At 44.0% G+C, this 25,388-nt stretch carries 27 protein-coding genes; 14 read left to right on the top strand and 13 right to left on the bottom strand.

Features of this window, described 5'->3' with window-relative positions; translation table 11 throughout:
* The first annotated feature begins 42 nt into the window (after nucleotides 1-42).
* From WC743_RS21405 to WC743_RS21425, 5 genes are read left to right on the top strand one after another with little or no spacing between them, the layout of a single operon-like run.
* Complete coding sequence (locus tag WC743_RS21405) at nucleotides 43-948, top strand: metallophosphoesterase (RefSeq protein WP_373015402.1); 906 nt, start codon at nucleotides 43-45, stop codon at nucleotides 946-948.
* Between the two features lie 9 nt (nucleotides 949-957).
* Nucleotides 958-1,488 carry a YceI family protein gene (locus WC743_RS21410; RefSeq protein WP_373015404.1) on the top strand — a complete coding sequence of 177 codons (531 nt, stop codon included), beginning with the start codon at nucleotides 958-960 and terminating at the stop codon, nucleotides 1,486-1,488.
* Nucleotides 1,485-1,889, top strand: a complete 405-nt coding sequence (locus WC743_RS21415; protein ID WP_373015406.1) for a c-type cytochrome — start codon at nucleotides 1,485-1,487, stop codon at nucleotides 1,887-1,889. The genes WC743_RS21410 and WC743_RS21415 overlap by 4 nt, the downstream gene beginning before the upstream one ends.
* Nucleotides 1,890-1,937: 48 nt before the next feature.
* Entirely contained in the window at nucleotides 1,938-2,954 is a 1,017-nt protein-coding gene (locus tag WC743_RS21420) for a sensor histidine kinase (RefSeq protein ID WP_373015408.1), read from the top strand.
* Nucleotides 2,951-3,670, top strand: a complete 720-nt coding sequence (locus tag WC743_RS21425; protein ID WP_373015410.1) for a LytR/AlgR family response regulator transcription factor — start codon at nucleotides 2,951-2,953, stop codon at nucleotides 3,668-3,670. The genes WC743_RS21420 and WC743_RS21425 overlap by 4 nt, the downstream gene beginning before the upstream one ends.
* Nucleotides 3,671-3,740: 70 nt before the next feature.
* Here the strand turns inward: WC743_RS21425 and WC743_RS21430 are convergent, their stop codons facing one another.
* The 6 genes from WC743_RS21430 to WC743_RS21455 form a co-directional block, all read right to left on the bottom strand.
* Nucleotides 3,741-4,694 (bottom strand): alpha/beta fold hydrolase, encoded by a 954-nt coding sequence (locus WC743_RS21430; RefSeq protein ID WP_373015412.1) that lies wholly within the window; start codon nucleotides 4,692-4,694, stop codon nucleotides 3,741-3,743.
* Nucleotides 4,695-4,696: 2 nt separating this feature from the next.
* On the bottom strand, nucleotides 4,697-5,695 hold the full coding sequence (locus WC743_RS21435) for a zinc-binding alcohol dehydrogenase family protein (RefSeq protein WP_373015414.1): 999 nt from the start codon (nucleotides 5,693-5,695) through the stop codon (nucleotides 4,697-4,699).
* A 105-nt stretch (nucleotides 5,696-5,800) separates the two neighbouring features.
* Nucleotides 5,801-6,385 (bottom strand): TetR/AcrR family transcriptional regulator, encoded by a 585-nt coding sequence (locus WC743_RS21440; protein ID WP_373015416.1) that lies wholly within the window; start codon nucleotides 6,383-6,385, stop codon nucleotides 5,801-5,803.
* Between the two features lie 193 nt (nucleotides 6,386-6,578).
* Complete coding sequence (locus tag WC743_RS21445) at nucleotides 6,579-7,454, bottom strand: helix-turn-helix domain-containing protein (RefSeq protein ID WP_373015418.1); 876 nt, start codon at nucleotides 7,452-7,454, stop codon at nucleotides 6,579-6,581.
* Nucleotides 7,455-7,481: 27 nt separating this feature from the next.
* Nucleotides 7,482-7,895: a DUF1348 family protein gene (locus WC743_RS21450; protein ID WP_373015420.1), complete on the bottom strand. Its 414-nt coding sequence runs from the start codon at nucleotides 7,893-7,895 to the stop codon at nucleotides 7,482-7,484.
* A gap of 64 nt (nucleotides 7,896-7,959) precedes the next feature.
* Complete coding sequence (locus WC743_RS21455) at nucleotides 7,960-8,514, bottom strand: carboxymuconolactone decarboxylase family protein (RefSeq protein WP_373015421.1); 555 nt, start codon at nucleotides 8,512-8,514, stop codon at nucleotides 7,960-7,962.
* Nucleotides 8,515-8,866: 352 nt separating this feature from the next.
* Here WC743_RS21455 and WC743_RS21460 point away from each other — a divergent pair, with 352 nt between their 5' ends.
* Nucleotides 8,867-9,040, top strand: coding sequence for a hypothetical protein (locus WC743_RS21460; RefSeq protein ID WP_373015423.1), 174 nt, complete (start codon nucleotides 8,867-8,869; stop codon nucleotides 9,038-9,040).
* Between the two features lie 246 nt (nucleotides 9,041-9,286).
* Here WC743_RS21460 and WC743_RS21465 read toward each other — a convergent pair whose 3' ends face one another.
* Nucleotides 9,287-9,799, bottom strand: a complete 513-nt coding sequence (locus tag WC743_RS21465; RefSeq protein WP_373015425.1) for an alpha/beta fold hydrolase — start codon at nucleotides 9,797-9,799, stop codon at nucleotides 9,287-9,289.
* On the opposite strand from WC743_RS21465, the gene WC743_RS21470 reads away from it, so the two are divergent.
* Nucleotides 9,798-10,004, top strand: a complete 207-nt coding sequence (locus WC743_RS21470) for a LysR family transcriptional regulator (protein WP_373015427.1) — start codon at nucleotides 9,798-9,800, stop codon at nucleotides 10,002-10,004. The genes WC743_RS21465 and WC743_RS21470 overlap by 2 nt on opposite strands.
* Before the next feature lie 61 nt (nucleotides 10,005-10,065).
* Complete coding sequence (locus WC743_RS21475; protein ID WP_373015428.1) at nucleotides 10,066-10,650, top strand: LysR substrate-binding domain-containing protein; 585 nt, start codon at nucleotides 10,066-10,068, stop codon at nucleotides 10,648-10,650.
* 388 nt (nucleotides 10,651-11,038) lie between these two features.
* Here WC743_RS21475 and WC743_RS21480 read toward each other — a convergent pair whose 3' ends face one another.
* A complete protein-coding gene (locus tag WC743_RS21480; RefSeq protein ID WP_373015430.1) occupies nucleotides 11,039-11,782 on the bottom strand; it encodes a hypothetical protein in 744 nt (247 codons plus the stop codon).
* A 617-nt stretch (nucleotides 11,783-12,399) separates the two neighbouring features.
* Between WC743_RS21480 and WC743_RS21485 the strand changes: the two genes are divergently transcribed.
* From WC743_RS21485 to WC743_RS21510, 6 genes are all read left to right on the top strand, one after another.
* On the top strand, nucleotides 12,400-12,768 hold the full coding sequence (locus tag WC743_RS21485) for a hypothetical protein (RefSeq protein WP_373015432.1): 369 nt from the start codon (nucleotides 12,400-12,402) through the stop codon (nucleotides 12,766-12,768).
* 124 nt (nucleotides 12,769-12,892) lie between these two features.
* Nucleotides 12,893-14,248, top strand: coding sequence for a TolC family protein (locus WC743_RS21490; protein ID WP_373015434.1), 1,356 nt, complete (start codon nucleotides 12,893-12,895; stop codon nucleotides 14,246-14,248).
* Nucleotides 14,249-14,253: 5 nt separating this feature from the next.
* Nucleotides 14,254-17,493: an efflux RND transporter permease subunit gene (locus WC743_RS21495; RefSeq protein ID WP_373015436.1), complete on the top strand. Its 3,240-nt coding sequence runs from the start codon at nucleotides 14,254-14,256 to the stop codon at nucleotides 17,491-17,493.
* 5 nt (nucleotides 17,494-17,498) lie between these two features.
* Nucleotides 17,499-18,581, top strand: a complete 1,083-nt coding sequence (locus WC743_RS21500; RefSeq protein WP_373015438.1) for an efflux RND transporter periplasmic adaptor subunit — start codon at nucleotides 17,499-17,501, stop codon at nucleotides 18,579-18,581.
* Nucleotides 18,582-18,632: 51 nt separating this feature from the next.
* Nucleotides 18,633-19,058, top strand: coding sequence for a MarR family winged helix-turn-helix transcriptional regulator (locus tag WC743_RS21505; protein ID WP_373015440.1), 426 nt, complete (start codon nucleotides 18,633-18,635; stop codon nucleotides 19,056-19,058).
* A gap of 10 nt (nucleotides 19,059-19,068) precedes the next feature.
* Entirely contained in the window at nucleotides 19,069-19,479 is a 411-nt protein-coding gene (locus tag WC743_RS21510; RefSeq protein ID WP_373015442.1) for a hypothetical protein, read from the top strand.
* A gap of 609 nt (nucleotides 19,480-20,088) precedes the next feature.
* Here WC743_RS21510 and WC743_RS21515 read toward each other — a convergent pair.
* The 5 genes from WC743_RS21515 to WC743_RS21535 all read right to left on the bottom strand — a co-directional run bounded on the left by WC743_RS21515 (nucleotide 20,089) and on the right by WC743_RS21535 (nucleotide 25,362).
* Nucleotides 20,089-20,943 carry a nucleotidyl transferase AbiEii/AbiGii toxin family protein gene (locus WC743_RS21515; RefSeq protein ID WP_373015444.1) on the bottom strand — a complete coding sequence of 285 codons (855 nt, stop codon included), beginning with the start codon at nucleotides 20,941-20,943 and terminating at the stop codon, nucleotides 20,089-20,091.
* Complete coding sequence (locus WC743_RS21520; protein ID WP_373015446.1) at nucleotides 20,940-21,578, bottom strand: hypothetical protein; 639 nt, start codon at nucleotides 21,576-21,578, stop codon at nucleotides 20,940-20,942. The genes WC743_RS21515 and WC743_RS21520 overlap by 4 nt, the downstream gene beginning before the upstream one ends.
* Nucleotides 21,579-21,823: 245 nt before the next feature.
* A complete protein-coding gene (locus tag WC743_RS21525) occupies nucleotides 21,824-22,294 on the bottom strand; it encodes a hypothetical protein (RefSeq protein ID WP_373015448.1) in 471 nt (156 codons plus the stop codon).
* 697 nt (nucleotides 22,295-22,991) lie between these two features.
* Complete coding sequence (gene arsA / locus WC743_RS21530; protein WP_373015450.1) at nucleotides 22,992-24,758, bottom strand: arsenical pump-driving ATPase; 1,767 nt, start codon at nucleotides 24,756-24,758, stop codon at nucleotides 22,992-22,994.
* Between the two features lie 118 nt (nucleotides 24,759-24,876).
* A complete protein-coding gene (locus WC743_RS21535) occupies nucleotides 24,877-25,362 on the bottom strand; it encodes a hypothetical protein (RefSeq protein WP_373015452.1) in 486 nt (161 codons plus the stop codon).
* Nucleotides 25,363-25,388: the final 26 nt, after the last annotated feature.

Below are 25,388 nucleotides of genomic sequence, written 5' to 3' on the forward strand. Positions count from 1 at the left end.
TTCCTGGAATGCATGGCATGGGCCGGTACCGGCGTGCTGTGGATGATGTCGGGAGGCATTTTAAAATCGTATGGCATGAGCCAGATGATCGATAAAACAACCGGAGGATTGCAAAAAGGGCTGGTTATGCCAAAATCTGATTTCAGCTTCGTGCAGATCAGCGACAGCCACATTGGCTTCACCAAGCCGGCCAATACCGACGTGGTCGGAACTTTGAATGCAGCTATTTCCAAGATCAACAATATGCCGGTAAGGCCCTCTTTTGTATTGCATACAGGCGACCTCACCCACCTTGCCCAGGCTGATGAGTTTGATACGCTCGAACAATCGTTGAAAAGCGTCAAGACCGAGAAGATCTTTTATGTGCCCGGTGAACACGATGTTACCGACAACGGAAAACTATACCTGGAACGCTATGGTAAAGGCACACTGGGCGACGGCTGGTACAGCTTTGATTCGCATGGCGTTCACTTCATTGGCCTCAACAACGTAACTAACCACGTAGATGGCGGATTGGGTTATATCGGGGCTGCCCAGTTAAAATGGCTGGAGGCAGACCTGAAGCCGTTATCGAACAGTACGCCTATTGTCGTATTCGCCCATATTCCGCTTTGGGCCATTTATCCGCAATGGGGCTGGGGAACGGATGACAGCGGTCAAGCTTTGGCATTACTAAAACGATTCGGCTCGGTTTCGGTATTGAATGGCCATATTCATCAAACTATACAAAAGGTGGAAGGTAATATTACGTTTCATACGGCCAATTCTACCGCGTTTCCGCAACCGGCACCGGGCGCGGCACCATCTCCGGGACCGATGAAAGTTCCGGCGGAAAAACTGCGCAGCTATTTGGGGCTGACCAGCGTGAACTATGTCGAACACGATCATACCCTGGCGATAACCGACACGCCACTGATAACGGCAGAATCCATGATCGAACAGAAATAGGTTAAGATCATGAAGAAACTCCTATTGCTCGTGCTGATATCCGGTATATCGCAAGTCAGCTTAGCACAGTATAAACCCCTTGAACTGGGATCATCCTTAAAGTTTACCATCAAAAATTTAGGTTTTGATGTCGGGGGTAGTTTTAGTGGTTTTGAGGGGACGATCGACTTCGACCCTCAAAACCTTTCCAATAGTAAATTTGATGTAACGATCAATGCGGCGACCATCAATACAGATAACAGCCTTCGCGATGAACACTTAAAAGGGGGTAACTATTTTGATGTTAAAAACAGTCCGCATATAAAGATAGCGTCAACCAAGATCACGCCTGCAGGGAAAGGCGCGTATCAATTTAATGGTTCGCTAACGATAAAAGGCAAATCAAAGCCCATATCCTTTCCCTTCACTGCCGTTCTGTCGGCGGATGTTTATGCTTTTAAGGGTTCCTTTAAAATGAAAAGGAAAGATTTTGGCGTAGGAGGAACGAGTACGGTATCGGATGAGTTGGAGGTGAGCATTAACGTGATTGCAAAAAAATGAAAAAGTTATTACTGATAGCAAGCCTTGCGGCCACTATATTTATAATGGCTGCGGCCACGATCAGGTCTTCCGACCCTGTTAAATACACTAATTTGAAAGTATTACCCAAAAACATCAGTTCGCGGGACCTGCAAAGTATTATGACGGATGATTTTGAGGATGGCCTGGGTGTAAGCTGCGGTTTTTGCCATGCTAATGCCCCGGATGGCCATGGCCTTGATTTTGCCAGCGATGCCAAGCCCGAAAAAGCCATAAGCCGGAGGATGATGCGCATGACGCTTGACCTGAATAAGCGCTGGCTGCAAAACAAACATCCGCGATTGGGAGATCCGGCGCTGGTTGTACAATGTAGTACTTGCCACAAAGGACAGGCCTTTCCTGACGGTGCAGAACCCCAATAGCAAAATTAAATAGCTTTTTGTTACCTTACTTATAATTTGAACCCGCTATTGAAGATCAACAAAATAATATATCATCTTTTATTTTGGCTGCTGGCCTACTTTTTCTGGATATTTGTTTTCAGGAACGGGGCGCTGGTGCTGACACATACCATTACCATACAGTTCTGTTATCTCGCGTTCATATCGGTAAACTACTATTTTAACGCGCTGTACACCATACCAAAATTGCTTAACAGAAAGCGTTATGTAAAATTCAGCATCCTGTTTATTGGCGGAATTGTAGTTACTGCGCTGATCCGGATACCGGTATCCATGCTGGTGGTCACCTATATTTTCAAGGTGCCAAAGCCCCATTTCGACTTGTTAAATATCTTTATCGACTCATTCATCAATATCTTCTTTTGGGTGCTTTGCATACTCGCCGCAAAAATGGTGATCGAAAAGACACGCTCGCAGATCTATATAGAGCAGATAGAAAAAGAGAAAGCAACCAACGAACTGAATTTTTTACGGGCCCAGTTTAATCCGCATTTTTTGTTCAACTCCATCAATTCTATTTACGGACACATTGATAAATCGAACAAAGATGCGCGCGGTATGCTCTTGGTTTTTTCTGAAATGCTGCGTTACCAGTTATATGAATGTAATGTAGAACAAATAGAGCTGAGCAGGGAATTGAATTATATCCGTAATTATATTGCGTTGCAAAAAAGCAGGATCGATGAACGGATAGCTGTTTCATTTAACTCCGGCGAGATCAACGGGAACATTCAGGTTGCTCCTTTGCTGCTGATCACTTTTATTGAAAATGCGTTCAAATATGTGGGCTTTAATGAGGGTAAAGAAAACCGGATCGACATCAATTTGAATTGCCGCAGCGGCAGGCTGATATTTTCGATATGGAATACCAAGGATGCATTTATCAATCATTCGGCAACGGCCTCGGGCTTAGGTATAGCCAATGCCCGAAGGCGCCTGGAACTACTTTATCCCGGCAAACATGAACTGGTCATAGCGAATGGAGAAGACACTTATGAGATCATCCTAACCCTTTACGATATATGAAACTTAACTGCCTGATCATCGATGATGAACCTATTGCCCGCAAACTGCTGCAGGAATATATCGAAGAAACGGATTTCCTGAATTTGGTGGGTACAGCCGAAAATCCGTTAAAAGCTGCGGGGCTGATCAGCCAGCTGGAGATCGACCTGATATTCCTGGATATTAATATGCCCAAAATGAATGGGCTCGATTTTTTACGTTCATCCGTAAATTTACCTATGGTGATCATGACGACGGCCTACGGCCAATATGCACTGGATGGTTTTGAGATGGCTGTGGTAGACTACCTGGTCAAGCCCTTTAGCCTTGAGCGTTTTTTAAAAGCCACACAAAAGGCACTGGAGTTAAAATCACTGAAGGAGAAAAAGGCGGTCTATAACAACGGGGAGCCCGATCATTTTTTTGTAAAGTGTGATGGCAAAATAGAAAAAATAGTATATGCCGAGCTGAACTATATAGAAGCGATGGCCAATTACCTCACGTTATATACCGACGGCGGCAAATTTGTGGTGTACCTGACTATTAAAGGCATCCTGGAAAAACTACCAGCCGATAAATTTATGCAGGTGCACAAAAGCCATATCGTAAACATGAATAAAGTACAAACCATTGAGGGCAATATGCTGCGGATGGGCGGGGTTAAGATCACAGTTGGTTTAAACTACCAGGAAGAAGTGATGAATCGCCTTTTAAAAGACAGGTATATTAAGCGATAGTGCCGAATTTATCTGATTAGAAACACAGCCCGCAACCGATCATTGCGGGCTGTGCTATTAAGAAAACCAGTTAATTAATACCCTTGCGGTGTAAAAACGACCGGATATAAGCCGCTATTTCGGCGTGGTATTCCACCAGTGCAAAATGCCCTCCGTTCAATAAATGCACTTCTGTATTTTTCAGGTCCTTTTGATAAGCTAATCCCCCGGGGGCAATGAATATCGGATCATTTTTTCCCCACACGATCAGTGCTGGTGGCTGATGCCGGCGGAGGTATTGTTGCCATTCCGGGTACATCGTTAAGTTGAAATGATAGTTTTGGAACAACGCATTTTGGATGGGCTCATTCTCATCCCCTTTGATAAATTGATGGTCCATTAAATAAGCATCGGGACCGATGTGGGCGGGGTTATTTGCACCCTCGGTGTATTGTACTTTGATGCCTTCAAATGAAATGATGGATTTAAGGCTGTTTTCAACCCCGGCCTTATCCCCGGCACCTTCCATCGCCATGATCTTTTTGAAGCCGGTCCCTAATCCTTCCTGGTAAGCATTGGCATTCTGGATGATGAGGGCGCTGATCCAACCTGGATGTTTTACCGCTATACGGAAACCTACAGGGCCGCCATAATCCTGCATGTACAAACTAAAGTGTTTGAGGTTGAGCTGCCTGATAAAATCCTCCATCACAGCCGCCAGGTGATCAAATGAATAATCAAATGCAGACACAGATGGCCGGCTACTTGAGCCAAAGCCTGGGTAATCAGGCGCTATCAAATGGTAGTCGGCTGCAAGGTCGTTGATAAGATCGCGGTACATAAAGGATGATGACGGGAAGCCATGCAATAGCAGCAGGGTCGGCTTATCAGGATTCCCGGCTTCCCTGTAAAATACATCCAGGCCATCTACTTTGATCGTTTTGTACACAACTTTTTGATATCCTGCATTGCTTCGCTGCGCCATGGCCGTAAAACCGAAAACAACCAGCACAAAGCTTAAAACCGTAGAAATTTTTGTTCTCATGCTCAATTACCGTTTACTGCCAATACAACCTTACCTACTGTTTTCCTGTTGGCCATATCCTCATGCGCCTGCTGGGCATCTTTCAATTCATACCGGCTGCTGGTGACTATTTTTAACGCCCCGCTCGATACCAGGTGTAGCAGGTAGTTGGCGGCCCTTTTGAAGTTTCCGGGTATAGCGGTGTAGGCCCCGATGTAGAAGCCGGTCAATGACTGATTATTAAAAACCATTTGCATCACCTGGTCTGGCCCGAAAGAGGACGATAGAATGTCTAAGGAACCATAAACCACAAACCGCCCGTATGGAGCCAGCAAATTAAAGCTTTGTTTGACGATGTCGCTTGTTCCGGATGAAAGGATAACGCTGACACCTTGCCCATCCGTTACGGTCTGCATCTGCTGCATCCAATCCGGATCGGAATAATTTACCAGCACGTCGGCTCCCAACGATTTTGCCAGGTCCAATTTAAATGTGCTGCTTGCACCGGCAAATACCTTTCCAATACCCAGGATCTTTGCCAGTTGGATGGCGATAGAGCCGACACCGCCGGCAGCCGCATGAATAAGGACGGTATCGGTGCCCGATATTTTAGCAGCTTCCGTTAACAGGAAGTAAGCGGTTAATCCCTGTACCGGGATCGCCAGCGCATCGTCATACGAGACGTTGTCCGGAATGGGTATCACCTCATCGACTGACGCGACCGCGTATTCCGCGTATCCGCCATTACCACCCGTTGCGAACAACACGGCTACGACGCGTTTGCCCAGTAAATCCGCATCAGCATCCTCGCCGACCTGCTCGACCACACCCGCCACTTCGGCGCCTAGAATGACCGGTGTATCCGGTATGACCGGGTAAACCCCCTGACGCATTTGACTTTCTGCAAAATTCACACCCGAGGACTCGACTTTGATCAACACCTGGGATTTACCAGGACGCGGTGTTGCAACTTCCCGGAGTTCCAATACACCGCCGATTTCATTTAATACTACTGCTTTCATTTGTTTTAATTTATATTATAGAGCAATTACTCCACAACTATACAAATGTCATTTATTTTAGAGTTATTGCTCTAAAATATTTATCGTATTACATTTAAATGACGGTCAAGACGGCAGCAGATCCAGTGTGGTGTTAATAATGTTATTGATGGTGGACTGGGGCGGGGAATTGAGTAAAAGGGCTCGTAACCCATTAACGATATTAAAAAGATATTGGGCTAACCGGGTACTGTCAATATCTTTTGAAATTTCACCGGCTTCTTTAGCCATATCGACGGCTGAAACGAAGGCCTTTTCGATCCGTTGATGGATTGCGTCGGCGAGGCCCAGGATGCCGGCGTCATCTACGCTGCTGTCGATCGATGTATTAAAAAAGAAACAGCCTTCGTAGGTGTCTTTACCGGGAGATTTTTTAGTGGCTTCCAGCAAAACATTTTTAATTTTCTCTTTGAATTTCAGGGGCGCTATAAGCAGATTTTCCAGGGCAGTGATATAAACCGTATCGTACTTTTGCAGGCATTTTAGATAAAGTGCTTTTTTATCGCCAAAACTGTTAAAGAAACTGCCATTGCTTATCCCTGCGGCATTGATCAGGTCTTTGGTGGAGGCACCACCAAACCCCTTCTGCCAAAAAACATCCAGGGCTTTATCGATTACGGTATCTTGATTGAAAATTTGCGGGCGAGCCATATCAGTTATTTTGGAGTAAGTGCTACAAAATTAATCCTTTCGGGGACAAAAAGGAGTTTATATCATGTATCATATTTTACAACATCCAGATTTCCGAGATGTTTATCCACATTTATGGAAGGCATACATGCTCCAATACCGAATAATACTGTAGTTATTAGATCTACTGGTAAAGTAAGATTTAAGAGATCTTTCAGGCGTTGGCCCTTGCAAATCCTACCGTATCCCTGTAGATTTGGGGAGAGACATCCGCATTGCTTTTAAAAAACCGGCTAAAGTAGAACTCATCGTTAAAACCCAGTTCGTATGCGATCACTTTAATCGGCTTTGCGGTTAGGTACAATTCGCGTTTTGCTTCGATAACGATCCGTTCTGCGATCAGGTGACCCAAAGTTTTATTAAAGTGCGTTTTACTAATCCTGTTCAGTGCCTTGGCAGAGATATGCAGCAGATCGGCATAATCGCTTGGACTGTGTTTGCTTTTATAATGCTCTTCAATAGCATCCTTTAGGTTTTTCAATATGAAGGGCTCTTTTTCTGTACCTAATGCTTTAAGCAATTGCGTGTTGATCTTTATCCTGGAGGCATTTATCAAAAATATCTTCAGGTAAGCAATCATTAATTCATATTGGGCAACTGCTGTGTTTTGCATTTCAGCCTTTAACTGATTAACCAAGCCGGTCAGGAGGTCCATTTCCTTTTCCTGTAACTGCACCAGCGGAGATTCATAAATATTATTAAAGAGTACCCCATTACAGGCGACCTCATTATGATGCTTATGAATACAGAAGAAATCAGGATGAAAGTTGACTAAAAGCCCCTTAAACTCACCTTCCGCCTTGATCATGTACGGCTGGTAAATAGAAAAGCTCATCAGGCTATTTTCCTTAAATTCGTATTCAGAAAAATCTGCAGTTAGTCTGCCTTTTCCCTTAGTAACCAGGATCACGGAGTAGTAATTGTAGTTTTTCTGCTGGTTAAAATAGCAATCATCCTCAAAAGCAAAGATTTTAAAGGCTAATGCCTTCGTTTGGGGATTGATCAATGTAAAGGCGGTTTGAGCTGTCAAGATCTGAATGTTTAGGTTTGATACCAATTAAAATAATTTTCTATCGGCTGCAGAAATTTCCAGATCATTGATGCTGGCGTATCGCTTGCGCATCAAACCGTTTTCATCAAATTCCCAAAGTTCATTTCCATAGCTCCGGTACCACTGGCCTGTTTGATCGCGCCACTCGTATTCAAAACGGACGGCCATGCGATTCTCGCGAAATCCCCATAGTTCCTTTTTTAGTTTATAATCCAGCTCTTTTTCCCATTTCCTGGTTAAAAAGGCTTTCACTTCTTCTCTGCCATTAACGAATTCGGTGCGGTTGCGCCATTCCGTATCAATGGTATAAGCCAGGGAAACCTTTTCCGGATCGCGGCTGTTCCAGGCATTTTCAGCAAGCTGGACCTTTTCCAATGCGGTCTTCATGGTAAACGGAGGTAGCGGGAGTTTTTGTTCCATAGTAAAGTTTAAATTAAAGAATGGATAAAGACGAATTTATCCATTCTTTTAGGGACGAACATAACTAAATAGCGGCTGTTTCCACCAGCTCAACTGCAGGGAAATCTACCACTACCTTTGCAGCATTGTTAAAATAGTTGGTGAACAGGTTCAGGCCAACATGCGCGATAATTTCTGCAATTCCTGCTTCGCTGAAGCCGGCGTTTTTCAGGGCGTCCACATCGGCATCATTAACCAGGCCTCTTTTTTCAACGATCGTCCTTGAAAAATCAAGCGCTGCCTGGATTTTTGCATCTGCTGATTTACCTTCACGGGCGTCTGTAATGCTGTTGGCATCGATATGAACTAATTTTTCGCCGATAAAGCTGTGTGCGGCATTACAATATTCGCAGCTGTTAGCGTTGGCAACAGTAAGTGCGATCAGCTCACCAAGCTTACCGCCGATAGAGCTTTCGCCTAAAGCGCCGCTGAAAGAAAGGTAGCCATTTAAAACGGCTGGTGAATTACCCATCGTCCTCATCATATTTGGAACCATGCCCAGCTTGCCTTGAATGGCGGTAAAAAGATCTTTAGATTTCCCTGTGGTTGTTTCAGGATTTAGTGCGGTTAAACGTGACATTTTTTTAAGTTTTTCTTGTCTTCATTGACAGCACAAAGGTGCGGTGCTGCCCGGTTTTACAACATGGATAAAGGGCGTAACTGCATGGACAATCAGGCCGTTTATTTAAATACTCACCGATGCTTCAGGTTGTTATTTAAAGCAGCAGCTTTTTCTTTTGAATTGTCGTATCCCGACTAAAATCCTTACAAATTATTTTTATATTTTTTTTGCTATTAATTTGATGTTTCAGCAATGAGGAAGATTAAATCTGAGCCAATTGTAGCAGATCTGTAGATGTTTCTCTTCCATTTAGCCGGTTGCCATTTCTTTCTTTCTACGAATATAATCGGTTTCTCCGCCAGCCACAGGAATGATTGGTGAAGGTGTTTTGCTGGCCTCTCTTGATGATCCCGATATTACCGAGATATTGATGGTGAACAGAAGACTGTCTCCGTTAAGGCATCCCAAGCTTTCTGAACTGATCGTAAAAGATTTTACAGATATAGCTGCTTATAGCGACCAATTAACTGACTACGATGGCTGATTATATTGCGCAGGGATAAGCTCTTTTGGTATGAAGAGGGTAGATACAACCACATTACTTTTTATACCATTCTAATGTTTGCAAAGCAACTGCCCGTTTCAATCCAGATATGCTTTTCTTTTACCTATCTGGAGTTTATGCAGATAGTTCAGAAAATAAAAAGATAATGTGGGTAAGGATTAGGGGCAAAACAGAGAACACATTAAATAAACTGACTTTTAAGGGTGTTTACAGCTTCCGACCAGGTTATATATTCCGTTGAAAGCGAAAAAAAATGTCAGGTGGATCTATAAAGGACTTCAGCTTATTTATCCTTTTGTTTTTCCAAATCAAACCTTGACTTATGATGAGATTGTCCGTGCTGTAATTCTTACGCTGACAACGGGATCTTTTAAACGATAAAACTTCTATAAATGACTGCATCGTTTGGGCCAGGTGATCAAAGGTATAATTATAGTCGCTTCTGGCAGGGACATCGGAATATTTAAATCCGGGAAGGTCGGGCGCGATCACATGGTATTTACAGGCAAGGATCGGAATAAGATTCCTGAACATATCTGAAGAGGTCGGGTAACCTTGCAATAACAAGATCACGGGAGCATTCTTAGGACCAGCTTCACGGTAAAAAATATTCAGGCCGCCGGCACTAACGTTTTGAAAATGTATGTTTTTAAGGTTGGTCAGGTTCGACTGTGCGAATACCTGCTCGCCGAACGCGCTTAATGTCAGGATCAGGATAAATTGCGATAACTTTTTCATGTATTTGTTTTTTGTACAGGACAAAAACGGAAACTTCACGAAAGCCGCCGAAGCGGCCTTTACCGTGCAATCGAACGTAACGGTCCGGATCAAAAGTTTGGAAGAGGAATTTGGTGTAGAACTTTTTAACAGGAGTGCACGCAAAGTAGAACTAACTGCGTCCGGAATAATACTGATCAGTATTTTAAACAGATCGGACACCTGATGGAAGAAGCAAAAAAAGAATTGACTAAAAGCGGGCGCATCTCGGGTAGCCTCGAAATAGGATGTATAGAAACAACAATGGCCTTAAAGGCCCCTGGTATTATCAAACAGTTAGCGAGCAATTCCCGGAAGTTGACCTGGAATTCAAATTTGGAATGCGAACCGAACTTATCAACGACGTGTTAAACTACAAATTGGATGCGGCTTTTGTATCCGCACCGATCAGCGATCCCAATTTAAGACAGGTCGTAGTCAAAAATGAGAAAATGGCCACCTTACCACCTGCCAAACACAAAAAACTGGAGGAGAATCTGCGTGCGGTCCCGCTTAAGATCATAGTTTTCGAATCAGGGTGTATCTTCCGGTCCAGTTTAGAGTCCTATCTAAGTACCAAGGGTATCGTGGAATACAGAAGGATCACAGTTAATTCACTCGAAGGTATAATCAATTTTGTGGAGGCCGGTTTAAGGATCAGTATGCTTCCGGAAGAATTAGCGCATGAATATTATCCGACCCGTAAATTTAACCTGTTTCCCTTAAGCAAGGATCTTGGCACCATGACCACACTTTTAGTAACAAGGCCAGGCATACCGCTGACAAGAGCATTCAATGCCTTTATTGATCTTTACAAAGCTTCATCGGCCTAACAGGATCACGACCGTAACTCATTAAGTAACGCAGTGAAGTGCGTGCCGAAATCTAACGAGATCAGTGACCAATTTGACCGCGTTAATACCTACGCATAAATATCTGTAAGCGTTAAAGCAGTCACAAAGTAACGATGTTCGAATTGATTTGTCGAACTAAAAACCTACTTATAATGTGGGGTTTGTTGTATTCTGCAGCTGGTAATGAACGACTATCTCAAGTTACCGTCGGCGGCCAGCACATCATTGCTCATATCGGATCAAAGTGAGCACAATTAAAGCTTGTAGGTGCAGGGAAATGTAAAAAAGCCGGGCAATATTTTGCGCCGGCTTTTAAGTATGTTGGGACTGAAGGAGACGTAAAAGCTCCGTTATATTTTATGAGCAGTTATTGAATATCAAAGCCGGTCAAACCTAAAAAATTATATTTTCCAGGAGTGCCCGTGCCTGACGCAGTGGTTTTCAAGATCGTTTGATTTTGGTAGGTTACATTACTACCTATAGAAAAACTGTTGATCGAATAAGATTGAAATGCGCCAAGATTATACAGGAACTTCCCATCAGGCGATACCCATAAATCTTTGGAATCACCTGCCGGAGCCAGGCCTATTCTTGTCGTTGCAGCACCAAATCCCAATGATGTTGCATTTACATCAAATGTAGATACCGTATTAGTCGCGAAACTGGCAACATATAAATTATTTCCTGTTGGGTTCAGAATTGTCCAGCAAGCCTCATTTATCGCCGCGCCCGCCGTCGCACTAAAGTTTGCGGTTTTAGTAACCGTTGAGCCGTTGTCAGTCAACACTGTTACACTATTGTCCAGTTTGGTTGGTATCAAATTGAAATTAGATACAAATAGTCTCGAGTTTCCCTCTTTGGTCCAGCTAAACCCAATAGAGCCCGCTATTCCCGCCTCCTCGAAGTATCGTTTACCACTAACATTACCATTGTCAAAATTATACACATAAACCCTGCTTGGATGTTGTTCAGTCAAAGAGGTCATGGTCGTTGCAAAATGAGCTATTCCCCAGGTACTAACGGCCAGTTTGGTGCCGTCAGCACTAAAGCTTACCGTTGTTTGCCCGCCATTTTCACGAGGATATTTATCTAATTGTTTTTCTGAGACCAATGCGCCGGTCTTTGCATTAAAGCTGAATAAATGAATATTACGTTCGTGATATGTAAAAGGCGTGCATAAAGCGATAGTTTCCGAAGATCAGTTTTGGATAGTGCAGGAGAAATTAGGCAACAAGCGGGTGACCCTATGCCAACCCAAAGAGGAATTCCCTTTACGTGGGGCAGCAATTCGGCAACCGCCTTGCGAAAAATTAAGGAAACCCTTCAATGCACTTTTCCGCGAACTGCCGGTTTTTATTGACTGAATTCCAGACATTTCTGCCCCCTTTATGTTAATGATATAACGCCTTTCGACTATATCTAAGTTGACGTTTATTCGCTTGGTGGTCACCTCTTCATCTCAGAACTTATACTTAACGAATCTGTCCCGTCTTGCTATAACACCGATTTATTAATTGTCATTAACTTGGTGTCTATATTAAAATATATTATTTTCATGAAATCAGCCTATTTATATGTTCGGGTTAGACCAAGATTTACGGATTTTCAAATTATTGAAGGCTTAATAATTACAATCAAGCCAAAGACAATTTAGCAACTTTACTGTTACATTCACATTGCTTGAAAATTTCTTATCAACTTTGGGCAAAAAATTGCGTTATTAGACGTATGAGTGCGAAAAAATTCTGTTATTTCTTATTTTTTGCCGTGTTCATGCTGGCTGCTAAGCCATTTCTGGGCTTTCTTGTTATTAAGAAAATCAAAGACGGTAAACCTATTGGCATTTGTATAAAGGCTTTCACGAAACGGAAGATAGAATATGTTCAAGATAGCGCCTTCGATGCTTCCGCCGTCCAAAAACGTTTAGCAAATCCACTGCTTCCGTTAACGATCCTTTTTTCTTTCTTTCTTACTACCTTATTTCCATCAATTTCCGGGAAATTACGTCAGATTACTACAGGCTTTTTGTCAGCTTTACATTTAAGTTTATTCCCTCCGCTGCATCGTTACCTGCTTTCAGGTAAATTGATCATTTGATATACTGTTTCCCAAATTTTTTCCGGGACATCCTAACGTAGCCAGTGACGAGGCTATACTGATTTCTATTTCTTTATTTTTTCTAACAAATTATCAGATGCACTATCTTAAAAGATACGGGTGCATGGCAATATTGTGTTTCATTGCAATAAACGTCCATGCCCAGCAACGGGTTACGCTCAAAGACCTGTTAAGCAGAGTTGAGCAGAGAGCTCCGGCTTTAATCGCAGATTCGGCTTCAATTGCCATCAGACAGGCGCAGGCGGTTGAGACCCGCAGCAATTGGCTGCCTAATTTAAAATTGAATTACCAGGCTGATATCGGTACAAATAACAACACCGCCGGCCCTTATTTCGGCTTTGGAATAATACCCTCTAACTCCCGCGGGGTGCGTACAGAAAATAATACCTCCGCTGTTTTAACAAACCTCGGCATCGCTGCCCTGGATTGGGAAATTTATAATTTCGGCGCATATGCGGCACAAAATAAAGTAGCCGGATCTGATATTGCAGTTGAACAAAATCAATTCCAGCAATCTAAATATAAACTTCAGGCCTACACCATTGGTAACTTCTTGCAGCTGCTTCGGCTGCAGGATTATATTTCTATACAATCGCGAAATATCGACCGTAATCAGCAGATCAGACGGTCTATTCAATCACTCGCTAAAAGCGGTATCAGGCCGGGCGTGGATACAAGTATTGCGGAAGCCGAACTTTCCAAAGCACGGCTGATTTATATCGAACTGGATAACCAGCTCAAACAGACACAGCTTCAATTAGCTGCCGTTAGCGGCTTGCCTTATCAGGCAATTGTTCCCGATACCGTTGCAGAAACCCGGTTGGTAGCACAGGCAAATTTACCTGAAACCATTGTTATGGATACAGCCAACCATCCCATTATCAACTATTACAAGTCCATTGTTGACAATAGCCGGCAAAGGGAGGAACTCGTTAAAAAACAGTATAATCCAAAGATATTGCTGGAAGCCGCTGCCTGGGGCCGCGGGTCCAGCGTCGATGCTAACGACCAATTTAACAACCTATCAAGCGGCTGGGGATTCAGCCGGAACAATTATTTGGTTGGCGTTGGTGTCTCCTATAATCTGTTCGACCTGCGACGAAAACAGCTAAAGCTTCGTACGCAAAAGGCAACGACAAACTACGCATTAAGGGAACTGGACGAACAGAAGTCCCTGCTTGCATTGGGCATTAGTCAGGCCGATGTGGAACTGAATACAGCCAAACAGCGATTGATGGAAATTCCCAATCAATTAAAAGCGGCAAACGCAGGCTACCGTCAAAAGCTGTCATTATATAAAAGCGGCTTAACAGATATCATCGAGTTGAATGCCGCCCTCAATATTTTATATCGGGCGGAGACAGATTACGCGCAGGCAAGGTTTGCATATGCCAGTGCTTTATTCCAAAAAGCGGTTACCGGTAACCAGGTCAGTTCCATCTTAAATCTTTTAAATTAAAAATTATGTCAATGGTCACCTCCGCGCTTAAACGGCCCATTACTGTGGTAGTTATTACCATGAGTTTAATGATCTTCGCCGTACTCAGCGCTATTAATATACCCATAGATATTTTTCCGCAGCTAAATCTGCCTACCATCTATGTGATCGAATCTTATGGCGGTATGTCCCCGCAGCAAATGGAGGGCTTTTTCAGTACCCGACTGCAGGACCAGTTCCTTTATGTGAATGGTATTAAAAATATTTCTACCAAAAATATTCAGGGCCTTACCATGCTGAAAATCAGCTTTTATGAAAGCACCAACATGGCCGAAGCCCAGGCGCAGGTAGCCTTGCAGGTGAACCGGGCCATGAAGTTCTTTCCGCCAGGGGCGTTACCTCCGCAGGTAGTCCGGTATGACGCATCATCGTTACCTGTTGGCCAGTTGGTATTATCAGCTCCGGGGCGTAGCCTTAAGGAAATATATGATATGGCCGCTACCCGAATAAGGCCAATGTTTGCATCCGTGCCGGGGTTATCCGCACCACCTCCATTCGGGGCCAACTCCCGGTCAATTACGGTTAGTGTAGATCCTGCTAAGATGCGCAGTTATAATCTTACTCCCGACCAGGTAGTGGAAGCCCTGGCTAAATTTAACGCCATGTCGCCGTCCGGCAACCTCCGCATTGATAATACCATGTTTACCACGACCATCAATTCGCTGGTGCAGAAGTCGGAGGAATTTGGAGATATCCCGATTAAAACCAAGAACGGCGTTTCGGTACTGGTTAAAGACGTGGCTCGGGTAGCGGATGCCTCTGACATTACCGTAGATTATGCCCTGATCAACGGTAAGCGGTCCGTTTATATTCCGATCGTGAAAACCGCCGATGCCTCTACCTGGTCGGTAGTACAGGGATTAAAGGCCAAGCTACCCGAAATGCAAAGCTTGCTTCCTGACGATATCAAAGTCTCCTATGAGTTTGACCAGTCTGTCTTTGTAATTAACGCGGTTAAAAGTTTGATGACAGAGGGCGGGTTAGGCGCTTTACTGACCGGATTGATGGTCTTGCTATTCCTGCGGGATTGGCGAAGCAGCCTGATCGTGGTCATAACGATACCGGTGTCCATTCTTTTAGGGGTGATGCTGTTAGGCGCATTCGGCCAAACGATCAACATTATGACGTTAAGCGGATTGGCGCTGGCTATCGGCATCCTGGTCGATCAGGCGACAGTAACCATAGAGAATATTCACCAGCACCTGGAAATGGGAAAGTCAAAAAAGCAGGCTATATATGATGCCTGCGAGGAAATATCTTTCCCTTTATTGCTGATTCTGCTTTGTATCCTCGCGGTATTTGCGCCGTCATTCCTGATGAACGGCGTGCCCAAAGCGATGTTCCTGCCGCTGTCAATGTCTATTGGGTTAACGATGATCGTGTCCTATGTTCTCGCCCAAACGCTGGTGCCGATCTTAAGCAACTGGCTGATCAAGGCCGAACAATACCAGCATTACCATCATGGTGAATTGCATGCGCATGCTGGGGAAGCATTAAACCGTAAAGAAGAAATACAGGTAAACAAACATCTGAAAGAAGAACAGGAACATCCGGAGGATAACGATTTCTTTGAAAAAGTAAAGATGCATTTCATGGGTATTATCACCCGCTGGATGCCGAATAAAAAGCTGATCGTACCGGTTTACCTGGTTTTGGTCATTGTATTGGCCGGAATAGGATTTGTCATCATCGGTAAGGACATGATGCCTAAACTAAATAATGGACAGTTTCTGATCCGTATCAAAGCCCCTGACGGTACCCGTTTAGAACGGACCGAAGATAAATTCAAACAGGTGTTAAGCATTATCGATAAGACCGTAGATCATCACATTGAGATCAGTTCCGGCTATGTGGGTATCATTCCCAGCAGTTACGGCAGCAGTAACCTATACATTTTTAATACCGGTACCCATGAGGCTGTTTTGCAGGTCAAGCTCGATGAGAACTATAAAGTCAATATGGATGAGCTGAAAGATGCATTGCGTAAAAATATTGGACATGCCATGCCTGATCTGCGCATCACCTTCGAGCCTATAGATATGACCGAAAAGATCATGAGCCAGGGTGCTGCCACGCCAATCGAAATAAGGGTGGCTGGTAAGGACATGGCGCAGATTGAAAACTATGCTAACAAAGCGGTCGCACAATTAAAAAAGATCAGTTATCTGCGCGATGTTCAGATTGTTCAACCGTTAAAAATACCTGTGATCGCTATTAAGCTCGACAGGCAAAAGGTGTCACAGTTAGGGCTGAATGTGACCGATATTGCACGTTCAGTTACTGCCAGTACTTCTTCCAGCCGTTTTACCGAAAAAAATCAGTGGCTGGATGAAGACAAACAATATACTTACCAGGTACAGGTGCAAATACCGGAATACACCATGAATACGATGGATGAATTAAAGGAAATCCCTTTACTAAAAGGACAAAGCGCGCCCACCCTGGCTGATGTCGCGGAATTTAAAATGACCTACGCACCGGGCGAGTTTGACCGTGCCGGGCCAAGGAGATTTTTAACGGTCAGCGCCAATATCAATAAAATGGATCTGGGCACGGCAACGACTGACGTGCAGAAGGCGATCAAAGAGATAGGTACACCGCCGAAAGGCCTGGTACCGGAATTAAAAGGCATGACTAGTTTATTAGTGGAAACAATGGGCAGCTTACAAAGTGGATTAGGCTTTGCGATATTGGTGATCTTCCTGTTGTTGGCTGCTAATTACCAATCGTTTAAGTTATCACTTACAGTACTTTCTACAGTCCCTGCAGTAATTTTAGGATCCCTGACAGCATTGCTGATTACCGGTTCTACGCTTAACCTGCAATCTTATATGGGTATGATCATGTCAACCGGCGTGTCCGTAGCCAATGCGATCCTGATTGTAACGAATGGCGAGAAGCTGCGATTAGAATTCAAAGATGCGACCCGTGCTTCGATAACCAGCGCCGCAATACGTTTACGTCCGATCCTGATGACGAGTTTAGCCATGATGGCGGGAATGATCCCGATGGCTTCCGGCATGGGAGAAGCTGGTGAACAGACTGCGCCGTTAGGTAGGGCGGTAATCGGCGGCCTGTTCGCCTCCACACTGGCTGCATTATTCATCTTGCCATTAGTGTTTGCGTGGGTTCAAGGTAAAACAACCTATGAATCACCGTCCCTGATGCCTGAAGAATCAACAGATATTCAAACCTCAACACTATAAAAAACATGAAAACGAAATTGATCATATTAGCCTCGGCCGTAAGCTTTCTAGCCGCCTGTTCGGGCAATCAAAAGCCGGTTGACCTGACCGAAAATAAGTCATCGGCCAATAAAAAGTACGAAATCGGTAATATAACTGAAAAGGCCTTATCCAGTTATGCGCGTTTACCGGGCCAGCTTAAGCCGTTTAACGAAGTAAACCTGTTCCCTAAAGCTAACGGGTTTGTGAAACGGATCTTCGTTGACCGGGGTTCGCACGTGAGCAAGGGACAGTTACTGTTAACACTTGAAGCGCCTGAAATGGAATCAGCTTTACAAGCAGCGAATTCCAGGTATCTCCAGGCCCAGGAAGCGGCGAACGCCAGCAAGGAAAAATATAACCGTTTAAAGCAGGCTGCTGCTGAACCGGGTTCGGTATCACCGCTTGATCTGGATAACGCGCTATCGCGGATGAAGTCTGACCTGGCCATAGCCAATTCAGAAAAGTCAAACATGGAATCTGTGCGCACCATGCAGGGTTATTTACGCATTTATGCACCATTTGACGGAATGATCGTGCAGCGTAATGTTTCACCAGGTGCATTGGTTGCGCCGGGTAAAGCGACCGATCAGCCGATGCTAATCTTACAGGATACCCGCAAACTTCGTTTAGAGGTTGCCATACCGGAGAATTATGTTGACAAGGTTGATCTCAAACAAGCAGTTAAGTTCACCTTTAATGCTATGCCCGGTGTGGAGCATACTGCTAAAATAAGCCGATCGGCCAACGCTCTGACCAGTATGCGTTCAGAAGCTATCGAAATTGACGTGCTTAATAAAGACGGGCAGCTTAAGCCGGGAATGTATGGTGAAGTGAAGATCCTGATGTTATCAGGAGCAAAGTCTTTGCTGGTGCCGAATACGGCTATCGTCAGGTCTACCGAAAGGCAATATGTGATTATCGTGAAAGATAGTAAAGCTAAGCTGGTAGATGTTAAAGAAGGCTTAACGGGAAAAAAAGATACCGAAGTATTCGGTGCTTTAACAGCTAACGACCGGATCGTGTTGAACGCCGGTGACGATATTAAAGATGGTGCGCCGATCCAATAACCACTTTACAGCAGCTGTTTGAACAGCTGCTGTAATATTATTTACCCTTATATGCAGTTTTTACTTTCTAAAAAGTTTCAAAGATTAACCAGGCTTTATCATACGATTATTGCCAGGGACTTGCCTGAACTTCCTTTCGATAACCTAATTGAAATACTGTTGGTGATCCATCAAAGGTCGACGAATAATACGCATACTGAATTTGCCGAAATACTGAATTTAGACAAATCACGTATCAGCATACATGTGGAGTATCTCAATACGCACGGATTTACAAAAACCGAGATCAATCCGGAAGATCAGCGGCAACATTTGACCTTTTTGACACCCAAAGGCGAAGCAGCTGTAGCCAAAATTAAAGAAGTAATTGCCAGGGTGAATAAAGTAATCAACCAGAATTTGAGTTTGATCCAGTTAAACATATTCTATACCGTCATGCAGCAGATGGAACATAACCTTTTAACACATTTAGATTAATGCCAATCCAATGATCGCAAATGATTTACGCCGGATGAGTAAGCTTTATATCAAAGCGCTCGGTCAGTTTCTTCCGCCTCCTCACTCAGAGTTCATGGCGGAAACGATGCTTTTAGTTGCCTGTAGCAAAACACCGGTAACCGTTGAAAGACTTATCTATCATCTGGAAAACGACAAGCGGACAATTATAAAATTGCTTGAGGAATTGGTTACTATCGGATATGTGTCCGTAATAAAAGTATCATCTGTTAAAAAAGACGATCAGATCATTCTAACGGAGATAGGAAGGCAGCTACTACCGCAAATTCAGGAAGCCATAGCGCTCACTGAACAACGGTTAAAAGGAAAATCTCAAGAGATTGACCTAAAAACCTTTACTGACACCTTACTGCGGATGGAAAATAATTTAAAGCCCTACTAAAAAATTTATTAAACCTACGCGGGATATTAATTTTCTAAAACATTGAATTGAAAAATATTCAATCATATTTATAAAAGCGATCAAATGATCAACTTTGCCGAATTAAAAGACAAACTACTGCAGGTAAACCGGTATCTATGCTTTCAGGCCGTAACAAGGAATATATTTTCATTGGAAATTATTCCATTTGTCTTCAAAACTAGAACTGCCTACTCACCAGTTTAGATTAACCTAAGGCGGGTGACGCTAATGACCCGTCGCTGTTTATAGTTACACTCCAACGACGAAAATTCAATTAGCCAACTAAATGGTTCGAAATTTATTCAGTCTCTGTTTCATCAAAGTGTGTTAATTCGCTCGGAACGCACATTTGCTTAATGAATTGGTTCGAAATCTGGTCAGTCTGGGGAGCCACATCGGGCAAGCTCGAGAAATCGGTCGCTTGCCTACAAGAGAAATGAGGCGCTATCTGTAAAGGATGCACGCGGGCTGATTATTAATGCCTGATTAAAGGTTAAGGCAAGTCGCGATTGTTAACACAAAGCAATTTGCGCCTTAAAGTTTGCTTGGTTTCGAATGGCTTGAAATGAGCTGGGCCGTTTGCCGCACCTAAACGCTGATTTTCAATTTGCTGACAAGGTCGTGAAAGTACACCGGCGACCATATCTCCAGCTTTTTCGTGTCACTAATGAAACGGCTGATATCTGCTTTGACATAATCCATCCTAACGCTGTCGATCTTGTCTGCGAGCAGCCCGCGAAACTCTTCCTCGGTGATGGTTTCCTTTTTCCAGTCCCCGCTATCTTGCGCACGCACCAAAAAGTGGCTGAGGTGTAAGGGGGTGCCCCTGCGGATATACCATTCCATATCATACCAGTCCCGACCTTTGACATTAGTTCCCCATTTGCGGAACAAGAGGGCATGCATCTTACCGGCAAACAGGTCAGGGAGTGAGAAGCATTTGACATAAAAGGAAAACGGTCGCAGTAACAGCTTTTCTTCCGTCTCGAAACCCAGTGGCGGTTCAATATCAACTTCCAGCTTGATCTTGATACTGGCCACCTGGTCCAGCCCGCTCTGCGGAATGATACCTTCCAGAACGAGTTCGCGCCATAGGGTTTCGGACTTCAGGAACGCCGAATCAATGTTGGTCTTATTGTTTTTTTCTTTTGTCCTGACCGAGACCTCCATGCCCAGTGACGCGAACTCCCCGGTAACGGCATCCAGGTATTTTTCCAGGGAAAAACCCGCGACGGGTTTCAGTAGGGAGAAGTCGAGGTCCTCGGAAAACCGCTCCAGACCGTAAAATATCCGCAGGGCGGTTCCCCCGTAAAATGCGGCGTGCTCAAAAAATCCTGCGCGCTGCAGGCCGGCAAGGGCGATCTCCTGCATGATTTCCCGCAATGCGTCCCTTGCTTCGCCCTGGTTGGCGGGCTTATATTCTTCCAGCCATTCTTTTATCATAGACTCGAAATTGCTTTAATGATCATCTGTAAACTATCCCGTTTCGGCGCATTCGCGAGCCATAACGACATCAAACGCGTATCGAACTTCCGGAGCGCACTTTCATCCATGCGCAGGTCTTCTATCAGGTAAAGCCGGCCTGCGCTGGTACTGCGGATCTGTAGGCCGGTAGTCGTTACGATCTTATCCGCAAGCGCCTTTTCAGGTGACGCAACAATCGCGCGCTGATCCCGGCCGAGCAGTACGGAATTCAAGCCGTAGGCATAATAAGGTAGTGGTAAATGCAGGTAAGTGAACAAACCTAGGGGCGTGCGAAAATCACGGCTTGCTTTACTGGTCATCGAAATGGTAGAATAAACTCGCTCAGGTATCAGCCCGTAATGACTTAAAGCCGTATCCGCCGACAGATAACTAGGCCCGTAAAGGTGGTTGGCCAATAGCCCGTTTTCCGGTCGGCTGGCACCAAGTGCCTTTCCGGGAATATATAATCCGCGCTTAACCGATTCTATCACGCCCTCTTCCTTCAATGCCTTGATCTTGTCATTCGGCCGCTTGTAATTCCTTAATATGTTCGACAGCAACTGGTAAGTCAATGGCTGGCCGCTGTATAGTGCAATAGCTTCCTTCGGATCCATATGTAAAATAATATATAGATAATCGGCTTCAACCCGATTATCTATTGTCAAATTTACAATAAACGAATGTGAAAAACAACGTAGATAATCAATTTAAAACCGATTACTACCTGTAAATTTACAATACGCTTGTATCTAAACGTAATTTTTATGCTTGCTCCGAGAACGCAGAGGAAACTTATTTTATAAAAATATAAGCCAATTGAACCAAAATTTGCTGTTTGAAAAAATCTGTAATGACTTATTTATTCTTTCTTGCTACTTCGTTTAACAGGTGATTCCGATTTATAAATCGTTTTACCCTGAACTATTTGTGCTGGGTTGGTGACTTTTTCTAATGCTTGATGGTAGGCTTCTTTTATTAAGTTCTCTAAATCACTGTCAGGAAGTGTCCCCCAAACATCCGAAGATAAATATCGAAATTGTTTACCATTACCTACTAATAAATGCCGAGGATCAGTTAGCTCACTTCCCCAATTGAATCCTAAAATTACATGCGTGTTCGTGCGCCATATAGCGACGTTACAAAAAGTATGCCCCAGTTTCTCTGTTGGCGACCATCCGAAAGCGACAGCATTATAATTATCGTAAACAAGTTCATTACATTGCGGATAACGACACCAAATGAAATTGCGCAACCACAACGCTTTTTCCTGAACCTCAGAAGGAAAAGGGCATAAATAATGCAACAGTTTCTCGAGATCGTTAATTGCCATTTTTAAATTTACACAATTATATGTGTGAATGGGCCTTAATAGATAATATTTTTAGAGGAAACCTTATCACAATTAACCGGCAGATCGCCGGCTTAAATTTTCGCAATATAAAAAACTAAACTTTTATTTTAGTGCTCTTTTTTGACTTGCCGTTCTCGGTTTTATTCTCCTTGTCGGTAATGATCCATGCGTTATAATTTTCGCCTTCGAGGTTCTCTAACTGCTTATGAACTGCCGGCCGGCTTTCGCTCAGCGATAGAGTCAGCGGATCGTACCGGGCTGGACAATGGCTAAGGCTGAGACAAAACAGCCGGTATCAGGCTTGTTGTGCCATCCCAATAGAATAAAGCAAGCATTTCTTTGTCATTTGAGACAACTTCGTACTGAATAAAAGAAACAGCCGTCGCCGATCCAATTTATTCAGTCTTTTTGACGAGATAGCAGCATGGCATGTTTTACTTATGCAATACCGTAAACAAATAACTCACAACCAAAAGTTGTAAAAGGATCTGGACCGTTTCTCAGTATCTAAAATTTATCGATAGTAAATTACTTAAAAAAACGTTTCTGGCAGGGCTGTCCTGGTTTGCGATCATATTGTGCCGGCCGTTCGATCCCGGTGCCTTGTTGCCTGTTTTTGTCGATTGGAGAGAAAAGGTAAATTCGGGAATCGGTTCAAAAAGCATTATTAATTGCTTTACCCGTAAAGTGAAAGTATAGCCGGTAATAATTTTTCTTCGGTCAGATATGGAATTTCAATAGTTCTGTTTGATAAATTATCGGCTATATTTTGGATGATTAGTCTTTCAGCTGATGCTCGCTTCCTTAAAAGTGGGTCTTGCAAATTTGGTATGGCGGAAAGACATTGATTAATTACCCATGCATAAGGGACAATCCCGGCTCTTTTTAAATCATTTTGAAGCGCTTCAGCTTCTCTCATCGGCGTTCGTTCCGGTAAGGCGACCAGGATTATTCTTGCAAAAAAATGGTCTTGCAGCATCATATAGGGCGTGGTAACCTTACTCGGATTTGCCGCCATTTTTTTTAAGATTTCCTTATGATAACTGCCCGTTGTATCGAGCAGAAGCAGTGTATGGCCGGTTGGCGCGGTATCCATAACCACGAACTGCCGTTTTGCGCGCTGAATAGCTTTAGAAAATGCGTGAAATACAGCTACTTCTTCGGTGCAGGGCGACCGAAGGTCTTCAAGCAACAGTTTTTTACCTTCCTCATCCAAATGCTGCCCTTTTTGTGCGGCGATTTTATCGATGTAATTCTTCGTTTCAATTTTCGGGTCTATCCGTTCAATGGTTAAGTTTTCCGGAATAACCGCTAATTGATCCATAAAGTCCCTGATATGTGCTGCCGGATCTGTTGTTGTTAAAAGGACGGTATGCCCGCGTTGGGCCAGCATCGTAGCAACGACTGCCGCTACGATCGTTTTACCCACGCCTCCTTTTCCCATGGTCATAATTAAGCCGCTATGACGATTTCTTTCCAGTTGGTCTACCAATTCTTTCAAATCAGGCAGCGGCTGGTTAATTTCGTTTATTGCTAATTGCGCCTCAGCCGCGATCTTAGCCCGAAGGGTACTATTGAATACCGAGCGCAGCTTTTCCAGGCCCAGCACGTTATACGGCAGTAAGGGATAATTGGTAGCGGCTAAACGCTTTAATGCCTCTGGCATTTCCTGTAATTCCTTTTCCGCTATCTTTTCCATCTCCAACGCAAAAGTGTCCGTTTGCTCCTTTGCCTGAAATATTCCGTTGATCAGTAAACCTTGATTGGCCATTCCCAGATCGATCAGTTCCTGACTTGTTTTCCCCGCTTCTTTCAATGATGTCGTGTCGGGCCGCGTTACGAGGAAAAAAATAGTTTGCAAGGGGTCTCTCAAACTGGACACCACCTTTTTATATCTTTCCCTGCTGCTATTCAAGGCTGATGAAGGCCCGATGCAGGAAGCCCCACTCGGGTTATTCCCCAGGAAATCATCCCAGGCTGCGGGTAATTCCAGAAGACGAATGGTATGCCCTGTCGGTGCGGTATCAAAAATGACGGTATCAAATATTTCCGGAAGACCTTCCCCGGTTATAAAGCGTGAAAATTCGTCAAAAGAAGCGATCTCCGTAGTACAGGCGCCAGAGAGTTCTTCCCTTATCTTATTGATCATTTCCGTTGAAGCGCTTCCTTTAAGCGGATCTATCACCCGTTTACGGTAAGCTTCCGCAGCAGTTTCAGGATCGATATTGACTGTAAACAGGTTATTTAAGTTTTTATGCGGAGTTATCTGATCGGTCACAGTGGTGCCTAACACATCTTCCAGATTGGATGCCGGATCTGTGCTGATCAAAAGTACTTTATTACCTTTATCTGCCGTGGCCACGGCGGTAGCACAAGCCAGCGTAGTTTTGCCCACACCACCTTTTCCTGTAAAAAATAGAAATTTAGATTCCTGAATAGTCATTTTAGCGTTTACTGATGTTGAAAAACTAAAGCTATACCAAACAGCATGAAAATAAGGTGACCGTTAACGGCTCATTTAATGATACTGGTCATTAACCCGATCATGCGGAAGCGTACCATCAATCGTTGTCTTTCCCATTTCCTTCCTGCGCCGGTGATACCGAATGGTTGCCGATCTCGGTATGCCTGATCTGCCCTCCTAAGTACCCGGTCCAGGCGATGAGCCCAAAGCCGGCTAAAGCCGCCACCAGCGCAATTAAAGCGACCGGCCTGATCAGGGAAGACGTTCTCCATGTCACAAACAGCCCGATTACAGCGATGATGCCGATGACAATCAAACCGATCAAAGATATTAAGGCAGATTCTTGATGTTCTTCAATAACATTTTTAGATATGCCCTGTAAATGTTCAACTGCTTCTTCGGCACCTTCGCCAGTAGCATAAGCTATACCAGCGCCAATAGCGGAAATGATCAAAATATTGTAAGCAGCGATCAACGTAACATTGCTTTTTTTCCATATCCCGTGGATCAAAACAAAAGCCCCCAGCACAGCGCAGATAATAGGCAGGTGGGTGATCAGCAGGTGGATGTGTGTCTCGTTCATGACTTTTTTTATCGAAGTTCAATTTT

It is taken from the genome of Mucilaginibacter sp., assembly GCF_041660805.1.
Lineage (GTDB): Bacteria > Bacteroidota > Bacteroidia > Sphingobacteriales > Sphingobacteriaceae > Mucilaginibacter.